This window comes from Caulobacter sp. 17J65-9, from assembly GCF_010975005.1.
Classification (GTDB): Bacteria; Pseudomonadota; Alphaproteobacteria; order Caulobacterales; family Caulobacteraceae; genus 17J80-11.
In genome coordinates this window covers 1-13,015 of the sequence record NZ_JAAIVC010000035.1, presented here as the reverse complement: position 1 = coordinate 13,015, position 13,015 = coordinate 1, and the positions used below count along the sequence as shown (strand labels likewise).

The following is a 13,015-nucleotide window of genomic DNA, read 5'->3' as shown; positions in this document are numbered from 1 at the left end:
GAACTAGCCGAAACGCCAACACTCTTCGGCCGCGCGCTTGAGCGCCCGCGACTTGTGCAGGGTCTCTTCGTACTCGGCCGTCGGATTGCTGTCGGCGACCACGCCGGCGCCGGCCTGGACGTACATGCGACCGTCCTTGAACAGGGCGGTGCGCAGCACGATGCACGCGTCGACCGCGCCGCCGGCCGAGATGTAGCCCGCTCCGCCGCCGTAGGTGACGCCGCGCTTCAGGCCTTCCAGCTCGTCGATGATCTCCATCGCCCGCACCTTGGGCGCGCCGGACAGGGTGCCGGCCGGCAGGGCGGCCAGCAGGGCGTCGACCGGATCGATCTCCGGGGCCGCGTCGCCTTCGACGTTGGAGACGATGTGCATGACGTGGCTGTAGCGCTCGATCGCGAAGCTCTCGGTCACGCGCACCGACCCGGGCTTGGAGACCCGGCCCACGTCGTTGCGCCCCAGGTCCAGCAGCATCAGGTGCTCGGCCCGTTCCTTGGGATCGGCCAGCAGCTCCTGTTCGAGCGCCAGGTCCTCTTCGGGCGTGGCGCCGCGCGGGCGGGTGCCGGCGATCGGACGGATGGTGACCTTGCCGTCGCGCAGGCGCACCAGGATCTCGGGGCTGGAGCCCGACAGCTGGAAGCCGCCGAAGTCCAGGTGGAACAGGAAGGGCGACGGGTTCATGCGCCGCAGCGAGCGGTAGAAGGCGAACGGGTCGTGTTCGAAGCTGGCCTCGAACCGCTGGCTCAGCACCACCTGGAAGATGTCGCCGGCGGCGATGTAGTCCTTCGATTTCAGGACCTTGGCCTCGAACTCCTGCGGCGTCATCGAGGAGCCGAACGTCGGCTGCTCGGTCGGCTGCGCCCGCGGCCCGGAAGGCGCGAGCGGACGGCGCAGGTCGTCCTCCACCGCGCCCAGGCGGGCGCGCGCGGCGGCGTAGGCTTCTTCGGCGGGCAGGTCGGAGACGCGCACCGGGGTCGCCAGCACGATCTCCTGGGCGATGGCGTCGAACACCGCCACCACGGAAGGGCGGGCCAGCACCGCGTCGGGCAGGTCCAGCGGGTCCGGGCCGGCCTCGCCCAGCGGCTCGCTCAGGCGAACCATGTCGTAGCCGAACACGCCGAACAGGCCGGCCGCCATCGGCGGCAGGCCGGTGGGCAGCTCAATGCGCGAGGCGTCGACCAGGGCGCGCAGGGAGTCGAGGGCGGGAGCCGTCTCGGGCGTGAACCGCCCGGTGTCGACGTCGCCGCCGCGGGCGATCTCGGCCCGGTCGCCGAAGCAGCGCCACACCAGGTCGGGCTTGAGCGCGATGATCGAATAGCGGCCGCGCCAGGCGCCGCCCTCGACCGACTCGAACAGGAAGGCGTAGGGGCGGGCGTGACCGAGCTTCAGATAGGCGGAGACCGGCGTCTCCAGGTCGTCCACCACGCGGCGGTGGACGACCTGGGGCTCGCCGGTCCGATAAGCCCGCTCGAACGCGTCGAACGCGGGTTCGAGGCTCATTTCTTCGACTTGTCGGCCGGGGTCGCGGGTTCGGGCTCGACGCCCAGCGCGGCCGCGGCGCGGTCCGGCCAGGTCTTGGTCTTCATCGCCTTACGCGCGGCCGTACGGGCTTCCCCGCCGACCTCGTCGAGGATCTGCATGGTCACCTGCGGACGACGGTCTTCGGCCACGCGCGCGGCCATCGGGCCGGCCGGAGCGTGGATCGCGTCGACCTTGCCGACCACGAAGGCCAGGCGTTCGCCGCGGGCGGTGAAGGTTTCGCCGGTCTTCTCGGTGAACAGCTTGCCGGTCAGATCGCGGCCGACGCCTTCGGCGCCGTCGCGGCCGACGTTGTCGACGGTGCGCACGTTGGCGCCGATCGACTTGGCGGCGACTTCCAGGGTTTCACCCTTGCGGACCTTCTCGGCCAGCTGGTCGGCCTTTTCCTGCATGCGACGAACGGTTTCACGCATGGTCCAGGCGCTGGTCAGCTGCGGACGCACTTCGTCCAGCTTCGGCAGGGCCGAGGGGAGCACCTTGTCGACCTTCACGGCGTAGTACTCGCCGTTGCCGGCTTCCTCGACGTCGCTCTCGCCGCCTTGCGACAGGCCCCAGGCGGTTTCCAGCAGGGCCGGCGGCGCGGCGAGGCGCTGGCCGTTCGGCAGCTGGCCTTCCTTGGTCAGCGGGGGCAGGGAGACGACGCGCGCGCCGGAGACCTTGGCGGCTTCAGCCAGGCTGGCGCCGCCCTCGCGGGCCTGCTCGTACTTCTGCACCTGGTCGTACACGGCACCGGTCGCGGCTTCCTTGCGCAGCTCGGCTTCAAGCTGCGGACGGGCCTGTTCGAAGGTGACCTGCTGGCCCGGCGAGACATCCAGGAGCTTGACCACGGCGAGGCCCAGTTCGCCGCGCACCGGCTGCGACACCTGACCCGGCTGCAGCGCGAAGGCGGCGTCGGCGACCATGCGGTCGGCCACGGCCGACTTGGGCTTGTTCTGGTAGGGGACGATCTGCGCGCCGTTGGCCTTGGCCACGGCGGCGGGGTCCTGGCCGGCCTGCAGGGCGGCGGCGATCTTCTGGGCGGCGGCCGGGTCCTTGGCGGTCAGCTGCACGAAGCTGCGGCGCTCGGCCTGGGACAGGGAGTCCTTGCGGAACTCGAAGCGCTTGTGCAGCTCCGCCTCGTCGATCTTCACCGAGCCTTCGGCGGCGTTCGCGGTGAACAGGGCCACCGTCACCTGGCGGAATTCGGGGCGGGTCAGCTGCGCCGCGTTTTCCTTCATGAACTGCGTCAGCTGGGCGTCGGTTGGCGGCGCCACGCGCTCGATCGCGTTCGGCCCGACTTCGAAATAGCTGACGTCGCGGGTCTCGAGGCCGAACCCGGCCTGCAGGGCGCCGTAGATGCGCGGGGCGCGCAGGCCCGCCACCATGCCGGTGGCGAAGTGGTTCTGGGCGATTTCATCACGCAGGCCCTGCTCGAAGGTGCCTTCGGTCAGGCCTTCGCGGGCCAGGGCCTGGGTGTACTGCTTCTTGCTGAACTTGCCGCTGATCGGGTCGAAGAAGGCCGGGATCTCGCGGATCTGCGCGAGCAGCAGGTCCTTGCCGGGGGCGATGCGGACCTTCTGCAGGAAGGCCGACAGCGACTCCTGGGAGGCCATGTCGTCCAGGAAGCGCAGGTGGGCGCGCGCCTTGACGATTTCGTCCAGCGTGATGCGGCGGCCGGACTGCTGCTCGATCTGGCCCTTGTAGTTCTCGAACATGCGCTTGAATTCGGCCGGCGAGACCTGGCGCGACCCCGACTGGATCACGGAATTCGAGATCTGCCCGCGGAAGATGTCGTTGATGCCCCAGACGCCGAAGGCGACGATGAGCAGGCCGATCAGGCCGGCGGCAACGGGCGACTTCGCGAATTTGCGGAACGCGGTGAGCATGAGACGGACCTCTTTCCCGGGACCCTTGCGCGCACGAGCCGAGGGCGCCCCTGAAGCCGTATAGTGGAGCCGTGCGAGGTCCCGCAAGCGAGGCGCGCTTGGCGAGCCCGCTCGGCTCGCCTAAAGACCCCCGCCATGACCAATTCGCCCCGTCCCCTGATCGCCGGAAACTGGAAGATGAACGGCCTCGGCGCCTCGCTCGCGGAAGCGACGGCGTTGGCCGAAGCCCTGGCGGCCGAACCGGCCGCCGCGCGCGTGGCCCTGTGCCCGCCCGCCACCCTGATCGAGCGCATGAGCCGCCAGTTGGCCGGTTCCGCCGTCGAGATCGGCGGGCAGGACTGCCGGGCGGAGGCGTCCGGCGCCTTCACCGGCGACATCTCGGCCGAAATGCTGGCCGACGCCGGCGCCCGGCTGGTGATTCTCGGCCACTCCGAGCGCCGCGCCGGCTACGGTGAAACCGACGCTCTGGTCGCCGCCAAGGTCGAGGCCGCCCTGCGCGCCGGCCTGGAGCCGATCGTCTGCGTCGGCGAGACCCTGGCGGAACGCGACGCCGGCCAGGCCGTCGCGGTGGTGGCCGCCCAGGTCGCCGGCTCCCTGCCGACGTCCCTGGCGGGCAAGCCCTTCTCGGTCGCTTACGAGCCGGTCTGGTGCATCGGCTCGGGCTGCATCCCGACCCTCGAGCAGATCGAAGAAGTGCACGTCGCCGTCCGCGCCGCCCTGGTGGCGCGCCTGGGCGAGGCGGGGAAGGGCGCGGCGATTCTATACGGCGGCTCGGTGAAGCCGGCGAACGCGGCCGACATCATGAAGGTCCGCGAAGTCGGCGGCGCCCTGGTGGGCGGCGCTTCGCTGAAGGCGGCCGATTTCCTGCCGATCGTCCGCGCCGTCTCGTAAGTCGTGAGCTCAGGGCGTCCGCTTTCGGCGATCGCGCTCTGAACCCGTGAGCCCTATGGCGCCCGTTCCGGCTTGGTGCTAGACGGGCCGCTTGATCCGCGCCCCCGGGCGCCCCAAATCCCTGTGCGCCATGCTCGTTGTCCTTCTGGTCATTCAGATCCTCATCGCGGTCGCCCTGATCGCCGCGGTCCTCGTGCAGAAGTCCGAGGGCGGTGCGCTCGGCATGGGCGGCGGCGGCGGCGGTCTGATGACCGCGCGCGGCGCCAGCAACCTGCTGACCCGCACCACCGCGATCCTGGCCACGCTGTTCTTCGTGAACTGCATCGCCCTGACGGTCGTGGGCAACTTCGCCCGCGGCGGCTCGTCGGTGGTCGACGCCGCCGCGGTCGGTTCGATCGACCTGAACCGCCTGAAGACCGCGCCGGCTCCGGCCGCCGCGCAACAACCGGCCGCTCCGAACGGCCAGGGCGCGCCGTCGCTGAACGATCTGGCCGCTCCGCTGCCGGAAGTGCGTCAGCCCGGCGCCGCTCCGGCTCCGGCCGAAGCTCCGGCTTCGACCCCGCCCGCTAAGCAATGATCTGATCGCGGCCGTCTTCGGACGGCCGCGCGTCGATCCGTCACGAATCATCTTCACGCCCCCGGCCCGAATCGGGGGTAAGATGGACCCCCATGGCCCGCTACGTATTCATCACCGGCGGCGTGGTTTCCTCTTTGGGAAAAGGCCTCGCTTCCGCCGCTCTCGGCGCGTTGCTGCAAGCACGCGGCTACAAGGTCCGGCTTCGTAAGCTGGATCCGTATCTCAACGTCGACCCCGGCACGATGTCGCCGTACCAGCACGGCGAGGTCTTCGTGACCGACGACGGCGCTGAGACCGACCTCGACCTCGGCCACTACGAGCGCTTCACCGGCGTCTCGGCCGCCAAGTCGGACAACATCACGACCGGCCGCATCTACCAGACCATTCTGGAGAAGGAGCGGCGCGGCGACTATCTGGGCGCCACCGTCCAGGTGATCCCGCACGTCACCGACGAGATCAAACGGTTCTGCCTGTCCCCGGCCAAGGCCGAGGACGGCACGGACGTCGATTTCGTGCTGGTCGAGATCGGCGGCACGGTGGGTGACATCGAAGGCCTGCCGTTCTTCGAGGCGATCCGCCAGGTCGGCAACGACCTGCCGCGCGGCGACGCCGTCTTCATCCACCTGACCCTGCTGCCGTTCGTGAAGACGGCCGGGGAGATGAAGACCAAGCCGACCCAGCACTCGGTCAAGGAGCTGCGCTCCATCGGCATCCAGCCGGACATCCTGCTGTGCCGCGCCGAACACCCGATCCCGGCCGAAGAGCGCCGCAAGATCGGCCTGTTCTGCAACGTGCGTGAGAGCGCCGTCATCCAGGCTCTGGATTCGGCGGACATCTACGCCGTGCCGCTGGACTACCACCGTGAAGGCCTGGACCGCGAAGTCCTGGAATGCTTCGGCATCAAGGACGCGCCGGCGCCTGACCTGTCGCGCTGGGAAGAGGTGGCCAAGCGCCGCCTGCAGCCCGACGGCGAGGTCTCCATCGCCGTGGTCGGCAAGTACACGGTCCTCAAGGACGCCTACAAATCCCTGATCGAAGCCCTGCACCACGGCGGCATCGCCAACAACGTGCGGGTCAACATCGACTGGGTCGAGGCCGAGACCTTCGAGGGCGACCCGGCCGAGTGCGAGGCGCGCCTGCAAGGCGCCCACGCGGTTCTGGTGCCCGGCGGCTTCGGCGAGCGGGGCGCGGAAGGCAAGATCGAGGCGGCCCGCTTCGCCCGCGAGCGCAACATCCCGTACTTCGGCATCTGCTTCGGCATGCAGATGGCGGTGATCGAGGCGGCGCGGAACCAGGCGGGGCTGAAGGAAGCCTCCTCCACCGAGTTCGGGTGGACGCCGGAGCCGGTGGTCGGCCTGATGACCGAGTGGGTCCAGGGCAACGAGCGCGTCATCCGCAGCGAAGGCGGCGACCTGGGCGGCACCATGCGCCTGGGGGCCTACGACTCGACGCTGAAGCAGGGCTCGAAAATCGCCGAGATCTACGGCTCCAGCGCCATCAGCGAGCGTCACCGCCACCGCTACGAGGTGAACATCAACTACCGTGACCGCATCGAGGCCACGGGGTTGAAGTTCGCCGGCCTGTCGCCCGACGGCGTCCTGCCGGAGACGGTGGAGCGCGAGGACCACCCGTGGTTCATCGGCGTGCAGTACCACCCGGAACTGAAGTCCCGGCCCTTCGCTCCGCACCCGCTGTTCGCCAGCTTCGTGGCGGCGGCGCTGGAGCAGAGCCGCCTGGTCTGATGGTCGTGGAGATCGTCACGGATCGGTTGAGGTTGCGCAGGGCGCAGCCGGCCGATCTGGACGATCTCTTCGCCGTCCTCTCCCATCCCTCCGCCATGCGCTTCTGGTCGACCCCGCCGCACGCGGACCGCGACCAGACCCGCGCCTGGCTGCACGGCATGGTCACCGCCCCGCCGGACGCCAGCGACGACTTCGTCATCGAGCTGCAGGGCAGGGTGGTCGGCAAGGCCGGCTGCTACCGGCTGCCCGACGTCGGCTACATCCTGCATCCGGACGTCTGGGGCCGGGGCTACGCCACCGAGGCGCTCTCGGCCTTCATCCCGCACGTCTTCGCCGCCCATGCGGTCGACCGGCTGACCGCCGACGTCGACCCGCGCAACGGCGCGTCCCTGCGGCTGCTGGGCAAGATGGGCTTCGTCGAGACCGGCCGGGCGGCCAACACCTGGCTGGTCGGCGAGGAATGGTGCGACAGCGTCTATCTGGCGCTGGAACGGCCCGTCTGAGCCTCAGGCCCCCTCGGCCTGCAGCCGGGCCAGGAAGCTGCCGGCGGGGGCGGGCTCCGCCTTGAAGCGGCTGATCTCCTTGTTCCAGAGGTGCACCGCGTAGGTTTCAGGCCCGGCGATCGCCTCGAGGGGCCGCGCCGGGTCGAGGATCCAGTCGGCCTGCCGATAATAGATCGGATAGAAGGCGGAGCGGGGCAGGGCGAAGCAGTCCAGCCCGGACTTCCTGGTCAGCCAACTGAGGGCCTGCGGTCCGCCCACGCCCCAGGACAGGGCGCCGAGATTGATCCGCTCGCCGGCCTTGAGCTGTCGCAGCGCCACGCGCCGGTCGTTGCGCCCGGCCCAGGGCGGGCACTCGCGGCCTTCGAACACCTCGATCAGGGCGGCCAGCAGCGGCGAGTCGGCGACGATCTTGAGGATCGCGTTGCCCAGCAGGCCGGGCGCCTCCCACCCGAACACGTACGATTCGGCGAAGGCCAGCGGCCGCAGGCAATAGACGTCGGCGTCGACCCAGTACTCCGCGCCCCGGCTCAGCAGCGTGTATCTGAACAGGTCGGCGGCGAGCGCATAGTTGGCTTTGGCGAGCCGCTCGGCGGTCGCGAGCGGAAGCACTTCGCGCGCGTCGCGCACTTCGACCTCGGTCGGCGCGCCGTCGACGGGCCCGTAGCTATAGAGGATCACCCGGTGGCCCTGGCGGGCGACCGAGCGAAGACAGGCGCGTTCGACGGGGCCGAGCGGGGCGCCCATCCAGAAGGTGTTGCAGGTCGGCAGCATGGTCCGGGCTGTCTCGGCTACGCGCTGGACGCGCGCGACCGAGGGTGCGGCGAAGCCCGTCGTCGTTGCGGTGGAAGCGGACCGCCTTGCCGAGCTTCACCGTTTTGATTTAGGACGCTCCCGAAGCGTAACGGGAGTATCCCAAATGGACCTGTCTTTGATCTGGCCGGCGACGGCCCTCGTCGGCCTGACCTGCGTGGTGTGGTTCGTCCTCTACGCGCGTCGGATCCCCTACATGCAGCGCAACCGGATCGCGCCGGACCGGGTGGCTAGCCGGGCGCAGGTGGTCGAGCTGCTGGGGCCGGTGCAGGCGCCGGCCAACAACTTCAACAACCTGCTCGAACTGCCGGTGCTGTTCTATTTCCTGGCCGTGGTCGCCACCATGACCGGCCGCACCGGCGAGGCCATGACCGTCGCGGCTTGGGCCTTCGTGGCCCTGCGCGTCCTGCACAGCCTGATCCAGTGCACCTACAACAAGGTCATGCACCGCTTCCTGGTCTACTCGGCCGGGGCGCTGGTGCTGTGGGGCATGTGGGCGGGCTGGGCGATCAGCATGTTCCGCTGACGGCGATCAGCCCCTGCGACTCAGAGGGGCGAGTCGCAGGGGCTGGACGCCCGGCACGGTCCTCGAGGGCGCGTGCTCTTGCTGGGGAGGCCAGCTTCGGGCCTCGCCGCGGTTTGCGCGCGCGGCTTGCGCCTAAAGGGGGCTTTCGCGCGACGAAGCGTGATGCGCCGCCCGGACGCCCCGGCGCTTGCAGTTCCACGGCGGTTCATGCATAAGCCCGCGTTCACGGCGGCGCCCTTCGGGACGCCGCCAAAAGTTTTGCGTTCGCGGGCGCATCCGCCCCGGGGACGCGCCGAAGCCTGAAGAGAGTCGGACATGGCCGTTCCTAAGCGGAAAACCTCGCCCTCGCGGCGCAACATGCGTCGGTCGCACCACGCCCTCGGCGCCAACTCCTACGTCGAAGACAAGGACACCGGCGAGCTGAAGCGTCCGCACCACATCGACCTGAAGACCGGCATGTACCGCGGTCGCCAGGTCCTGACGCCGAAGGAAGACTAAGGCTTCGCGGGCCGGGAGGCCCGCTCGAGGTCGTTAGGTGATCAGCCCGTCGCGCACCCGCGCGGCGGGCTTTTCGCGTCCGGAACACGCCTTCGGACCGGCGGTTGAAACGCGCCCCCTGCGGGCGCGTGGAGAGACCGTCATGAACCAAGCCGACGTCGCCCTCGTGAAGAAGGCTTACGAGGCCTATGGCCGTGGAGACACCGAAGCCATCATCGCCTCGGTCGCCCCCGACGCCCATTGGGAGTTCGTGGGCCGTCGCGAGGAGCACAAGCCGTTCGGCGCCCGTCGCGGCCCCGAAGGCGCGCGCGAGTTCTTCAAGGCGCTGACCGAGACCGAGGACTATTCCGAGTTCACGCCCAAGGAGTTTCACCTCTCGACCACCGGCGACAAGCTGTTCGTGTTGGGCCACGCCGAAGGGAAGGTGAAGCCGAGCGGCCAGCCCTTCGCCGGCGACTGGGTGCACGTGTTCGAGGTGAAGAACGGCAAGATCTCCAGCTGGCGCGGCTTCATGGACACCAGCCAGTTCGTCGCCCACTGAGGCCTCCCGAACCGTGACCGTCAAGCCGCTCCCGGCGCCTCTCGACCCCGGCGCCGGTTGCGGCGCGACGCCGCACCGGGCTAAAGGCTGCCGCGCTTAATCCACGGAGCCTCCCATGACCGACATCGTCGACATCACCGCCCGCGAGATCCTCGACAGCCGCGGCAATCCGACGGTCGAGGTCGACGTGACCCTGGAGGATGGCTCGTTCGGCCGCGCCGCCGTGCCCTCGGGCGCCTCGACCGGCGCCCACGAGGCCGTGGAGAAGCGCGACGGCGATCCCGAGCGCTACGGCGGCAAGGGCGTCCAGCAGGCGGTGGACGCGGTCAACGGCGAGATCTTCGACGCCCTGTCCGGCTTCGACGCCGAAGACCAGCGTCGCCTGGACGAGGCCCTGATCCTGCTGGACGGCACGCCGAACAAGGCCCGCCTGGGCGCCAACGCCATCCTGGGCGTGTCGCTGGCCGCCGCGAAGGCGCAGGCGATCAGCTCCAACCTGCCGCTCTACCGCTATGTCGGCGGCGTCTCGGCCCGCATCCTGCCGACCCCGATGATGAACATCATCAACGGCGGCGCCCACGCCGACAATCCGATCGACATCCAGGAATTCATGATCATGCCGACCGGCGCGGAGAGCTTCTCCGACGCCCTGCGCATGGGCGCGGAGATCTTCCACGCGCTGAAGAAGGCCCTGAAGTCGGCCGGCCACAACACCAACGTCGGCGACGAGGGCGGCTTCGCCCCGAACCTGGCGTCGGCCGACGAGGCCCTGGCCTTCATCATGAAGGCCGGCGAGCAGGCCGGTTACCGGGCCGGCGAGGACTTCCAGCTGGCCCTGGACGTCGCCTCCACCGAGTTCTTCAAGGACGGCCGCTACGTGCTGTCGGGCGAGGGCAAGACCTTCGACCAGCAGGGCATGGTCGACTACCTGGCCGGCCTGTGCTCGCGCTTCCCGATCGTCTCGATCGAAGACGGCTGCGCCGAGGACGACTTCGAGGGCTGGCGCCTGCTGACCGAGACCCTGGGCGACCGCATCCAGCTGGTCGGCGACGATCTGTTCGTCACCAACCCGGCCCGCCTGGCCGCCGGCATCGGCGAGGGCCTGGCCAACTCCATCCTGGTCAAGGTCAACCAGATCGGCACCCTGTCCGAGACCTTGGACGCCGTCGATATGGCCCACCGCGCCGGCTACACCTCGGTGATGAGCCACCGCTCGGGCGAGACCGAGGACGCCACCATCGCCGACCTGGCGGTGGCCACCAACTGCGGTCAGATCAAGACCGGCTCGCTGGCCCGCTCGGACCGCACGGCCAAGTACAACCAGCTGCTGCGCATCGAGGAAATGCTGGGCGACCAGGCGGTCTACGCCGGCGACAGCATGCTGCGCATCTGAAGGTGAGCTCCTTCTCCCCTTGCGGGAGAAGGAGGGGTGATGAGCGCCGGCCTGCGCAAGCAGGCCGGATGCGATCGACAACGATTTGTCGATCGCCGCGAGGAACGCCCGCAGCCTGCGGGCTGGGCGCGCCGGAGGGCGTAAGCCCGCAGGCCTGCGCGGGCGGATGAGGGGTTTCGCCACGGTCGCCGTCGCGCGACCCCTCACCCTCCCAGGCGGGCCTCCGCTGCGCTCCGGCGCCTGGGGCCCGCCCTCTCCCGCAAGGGGAGAGGGAAGGCTTGAGAATCAGCGCCTTGGCCGCGTATCACTGCGGCTTCAGCCCAATCGTTCGGACATCGTGTCAACGATAACGAATCGTTAGGCATTTTAGATTCAACCTGCCCGAATCGTTCTCGCCTCACCGTCCAGAAAGGGCGTCAGGTGCTCGCTCGCGTACGCCCATATCTGCCGACGGCGTTCTTCGCCTTCATGATCGTCTACTTCGCGTTCCACGCGTTGACGGGCGACAAGGGCCTGCTGACCGAGAAGTCCCGCGAGACCACCCTGGCGGCTCGCCAGGCCGAACTGACCCGCCTGCAGGCGGAGCGCCGCGACCTCGAAGCGCGCGTGCGCCTGCTGCGTGACGACCACCTGTCGCGAGACCTGCTGGAGGAGCGCGCGCGCGTGCTTCTGGGCTTCGCGGATCCGCGTGACTACGTAATCCGCGTTCACAAACGGCAACAGGCGCGGTCCTGACTTCGCATCCCCTTAGGGTGCGTGCTAAAGCCGCGCCCCAACCCGCGTTCCTTTAGGGAGGAGACCGGATGGCGCGTGCGCCCAAGGCTGCGGAGCAATCCGCGGCCCGTCCGAATATCGACCGTGACGAACTTCTGAAGTTCTATCGCGAAATGCTGCTTATCCGCCGCTTCGAAGAGCGGGCCGGCCAGCTCTACGGCATGGGCCTGATCGGCGGCTTCTGCCACCTGTACATCGGCCAGGAGGCCGTGGCGGTCGGCATGCAGGAGATCGCCAAGAAGGGCGACCAGATCATCACCGGCTACCGCGACCACGGCCACATGCTGGCCGCGGGCATGGACCCCAAGGAAGTCATGGCCGAGCTGACCGGCCGGGCCGGCGGTTCGTCCAAGGGCAAGGGCGGGTCGATGCACATGTTCTCGATCGAGGCCGGCTTCTTCGGCGGCCACGGCATCGTGGGCGGCCAGGTGGCGCTGGGCACCGGTCTGGCGTTCGCCGACTGGTACCGCACCAACGGCAACGTCAGCTTCACCTACTTCGGTGACGGCGCGGCCAACCAGGGCCAGGTGTACGAGAGCTTCAACATGGCCCAGCTGTGGAAGCTGCCGGTCGTGTACGTGATCGAGAACAACCAGTACGCCATGGGCACCTCGATCGAGCGCGCCTCGGCGACCACCGAGCTGTACATGCGCGGCGCCTCGTTCGGCATTCCGGGCGAGCAGGTCGACGGCATGGACGTCTACGCCGTGAAGGACGCCGGCGCCCGCGCCGCCGAGCACGCGCGTTCCGGCCAGGGCCCGTTCATCCTCGAGATGAAGACCTATCGCTATCGCGGCCACTCCATGTCCGATCCGGCCAAGTACCGGACCAAGGAGGAGGTCGACGAGGTCAAGAAGACCAAGGACCCGATCGATCTGGTCAAGACGCTGATCGCTCAGGCCGGGATCGACGACGCCCAGGTCAAGAAGATCGACGACGAGGTCAAGGCGATCGTGCTCGAAGCCGTCGAGTTCGCCCAGACCAGTCCGGAGCCGGATCCGTCCGAGCTCTACACCGAAGTGTACGTGGAGGCTTAAGGGATGACCGACATCCTCATGCCGGCCCTGTCTCCCACGATGGAGGAAGGCGCCCTGGCGAAGTGGCATGTGAAGCCGGGCGACACCATCAGCGCCGGCCAGGTCATCGCCGAGATCGAGACCGACAAGGCGACCATGGAAGTGGAAGCCGTGGACGAGGGCGAAGTGGCCGAGATCCTGGTGCCGGAAGGCACGCAGGGCGTGAAGGTCAACACCCCGATCGCGCGTCTGAAGGGCGACGCCGCCGGCGCCGCCAAGGCTCCGGCCGCCGCGCCGGAAGCCCCGGCCGCCCAGCCGCAGGCCGCCACGCCCGCCGCTCCGG

General features: G+C 69.3%; 14 protein-coding genes. 11 read left to right on the top strand and 3 right to left on the bottom strand.

Going from position 1 to position 13,015, the window contains the following annotated elements:
- Positions 1 to 3 precede the first annotated feature (3 nt).
- Positions 4 to 1,497, bottom strand: a complete 1,494-nt coding sequence (gene trpE, locus G3573_RS07920) for an anthranilate synthase component I (RefSeq protein WP_163260547.1) — start codon at positions 1,495 to 1,497, stop codon at positions 4 to 6.
- Positions 1,494 to 3,401, bottom strand: coding sequence for a peptidylprolyl isomerase (locus G3573_RS07915; protein WP_163260546.1), 1,908 nt, complete (start codon positions 3,399 to 3,401; stop codon positions 1,494 to 1,496). Before G3573_RS07915 ends, trpE begins: the two co-directional genes overlap by 4 nt.
- Positions 3,402 to 3,536: 135 nt before the next feature.
- Between G3573_RS07915 and tpiA the strand changes: the two genes are divergently transcribed.
- From tpiA to G3573_RS07895, 4 genes are all read left to right on the top strand, one after another.
- On the top strand, positions 3,537 to 4,292 hold the full coding sequence (gene tpiA, locus G3573_RS07910) for a triose-phosphate isomerase (protein ID WP_163260545.1): 756 nt from the start codon (positions 3,537 to 3,539) through the stop codon (positions 4,290 to 4,292).
- A 130-nt stretch (positions 4,293 to 4,422) separates the two neighbouring features.
- Positions 4,423 to 4,869: a preprotein translocase subunit SecG gene (secG, locus tag G3573_RS07905; RefSeq protein WP_163260544.1), complete on the top strand. Its 447-nt coding sequence runs from the start codon at positions 4,423 to 4,425 to the stop codon at positions 4,867 to 4,869.
- Between the two features lie 92 nt (positions 4,870 to 4,961).
- Complete coding sequence (locus G3573_RS07900) at positions 4,962 to 6,611, top strand: CTP synthase (protein ID WP_163260543.1); 1,650 nt, start codon at positions 4,962 to 4,964, stop codon at positions 6,609 to 6,611.
- Positions 6,611 to 7,114, top strand: a complete 504-nt coding sequence (locus G3573_RS07895; RefSeq protein WP_163260542.1) for a GNAT family N-acetyltransferase — start codon at positions 6,611 to 6,613, stop codon at positions 7,112 to 7,114. Before G3573_RS07900 ends, G3573_RS07895 begins: the two co-directional genes overlap by 1 nt.
- Before the next feature lie 3 nt (positions 7,115 to 7,117).
- Here the strand turns inward: G3573_RS07895 and G3573_RS07890 are convergent, their stop codons facing one another.
- A complete protein-coding gene (locus G3573_RS07890) occupies positions 7,118 to 7,885 on the bottom strand; it encodes a hypothetical protein (protein WP_163260541.1) in 768 nt (255 codons plus the stop codon).
- Positions 7,886 to 8,030: 145 nt separating this feature from the next.
- On the opposite strand from G3573_RS07890, the gene G3573_RS07885 reads away from it, so the two are divergent.
- The 7 genes from G3573_RS07885 to G3573_RS07855 form a co-directional block, all read left to right on the top strand.
- Positions 8,031 to 8,450: an MAPEG family protein gene (locus G3573_RS07885; protein ID WP_163260540.1), complete on the top strand. Its 420-nt coding sequence runs from the start codon at positions 8,031 to 8,033 to the stop codon at positions 8,448 to 8,450.
- A gap of 315 nt (positions 8,451 to 8,765) precedes the next feature.
- The gene (gene rpmF / locus G3573_RS07880) at positions 8,766 to 8,948 is read left to right on the top strand and encodes a 50S ribosomal protein L32 (protein WP_163260539.1); all 183 of its coding nucleotides are present in this window, start codon (positions 8,766 to 8,768) and stop codon (positions 8,946 to 8,948) included.
- A gap of 142 nt (positions 8,949 to 9,090) precedes the next feature.
- On the top strand, positions 9,091 to 9,489 hold the full coding sequence (locus G3573_RS07875; protein WP_163260538.1) for a nuclear transport factor 2 family protein: 399 nt from the start codon (positions 9,091 to 9,093) through the stop codon (positions 9,487 to 9,489).
- Positions 9,490 to 9,604: 115 nt separating this feature from the next.
- Entirely contained in the window at positions 9,605 to 10,882 is a 1,278-nt protein-coding gene (gene eno / locus G3573_RS07870; protein WP_163260537.1) for a phosphopyruvate hydratase, read from the top strand.
- A 420-nt stretch (positions 10,883 to 11,302) separates the two neighbouring features.
- On the top strand, positions 11,303 to 11,617 hold the full coding sequence (locus G3573_RS07865) for a septum formation initiator family protein (RefSeq protein ID WP_163260536.1): 315 nt from the start codon (positions 11,303 to 11,305) through the stop codon (positions 11,615 to 11,617).
- 68 nt (positions 11,618 to 11,685) lie between these two features.
- A complete protein-coding gene (gene pdhA, locus G3573_RS07860) occupies positions 11,686 to 12,693 on the top strand; it encodes a pyruvate dehydrogenase (acetyl-transferring) E1 component subunit alpha (protein ID WP_163260535.1) in 1,008 nt (335 codons plus the stop codon).
- 3 nt (positions 12,694 to 12,696) lie between these two features.
- The coding region (locus tag G3573_RS07855; protein ID WP_163260534.1) for a biotin/lipoyl-containing protein at positions 12,697 to 13,015 on the top strand (319 nt) is incomplete at its 3' end.

What these genes read in the sequence shown, in the direction of transcription:
- trpE (WP_163260547.1), bottom strand. Translation starts at nt 1,497, where the DNA reads ATGAGCCTCGAACCCGCGTTCGACGCGTTCGAGCGGGCTTATCGGACC.
- G3573_RS07895 (WP_163260542.1), top strand. Translation starts at nt 6,611, where the DNA reads ATGGTCGTGGAGATCGTCACGGATCGGTTGAGGTTGCGCAGGGCGCAG.
- G3573_RS07885 (WP_163260540.1), top strand. Translation starts at nt 8,031, where the DNA reads ATGGACCTGTCTTTGATCTGGCCGGCGACGGCCCTCGTCGGCCTGACC.
- rpmF (WP_163260539.1), top strand. Translation starts at nt 8,766, where the DNA reads ATGGCCGTTCCTAAGCGGAAAACCTCGCCCTCGCGGCGCAACATGCGT.
- eno (WP_163260537.1), top strand. Translation starts at nt 9,605, where the DNA reads ATGACCGACATCGTCGACATCACCGCCCGCGAGATCCTCGACAGCCGC.
- secG (WP_163260544.1), top strand. Translation starts at nt 4,423, where the DNA reads ATGCTCGTTGTCCTTCTGGTCATTCAGATCCTCATCGCGGTCGCCCTG.
- pdhA (WP_163260535.1), top strand. Translation starts at nt 11,686, where the DNA reads ATGGCGCGTGCGCCCAAGGCTGCGGAGCAATCCGCGGCCCGTCCGAAT.
- G3573_RS07875 (WP_163260538.1), top strand. Translation starts at nt 9,091, where the DNA reads ATGAACCAAGCCGACGTCGCCCTCGTGAAGAAGGCTTACGAGGCCTAT.
- G3573_RS07900 (WP_163260543.1), top strand. Translation starts at nt 4,962, where the DNA reads ATGGCCCGCTACGTATTCATCACCGGCGGCGTGGTTTCCTCTTTGGGA.
- tpiA (WP_163260545.1), top strand. Translation starts at nt 3,537, where the DNA reads ATGACCAATTCGCCCCGTCCCCTGATCGCCGGAAACTGGAAGATGAAC.
- G3573_RS07890 (WP_163260541.1), bottom strand. Translation starts at nt 7,885, where the DNA reads ATGCTGCCGACCTGCAACACCTTCTGGATGGGCGCCCCGCTCGGCCCC.
- G3573_RS07915 (WP_163260546.1), bottom strand. Translation starts at nt 3,401, where the DNA reads ATGCTCACCGCGTTCCGCAAATTCGCGAAGTCGCCCGTTGCCGCCGGC.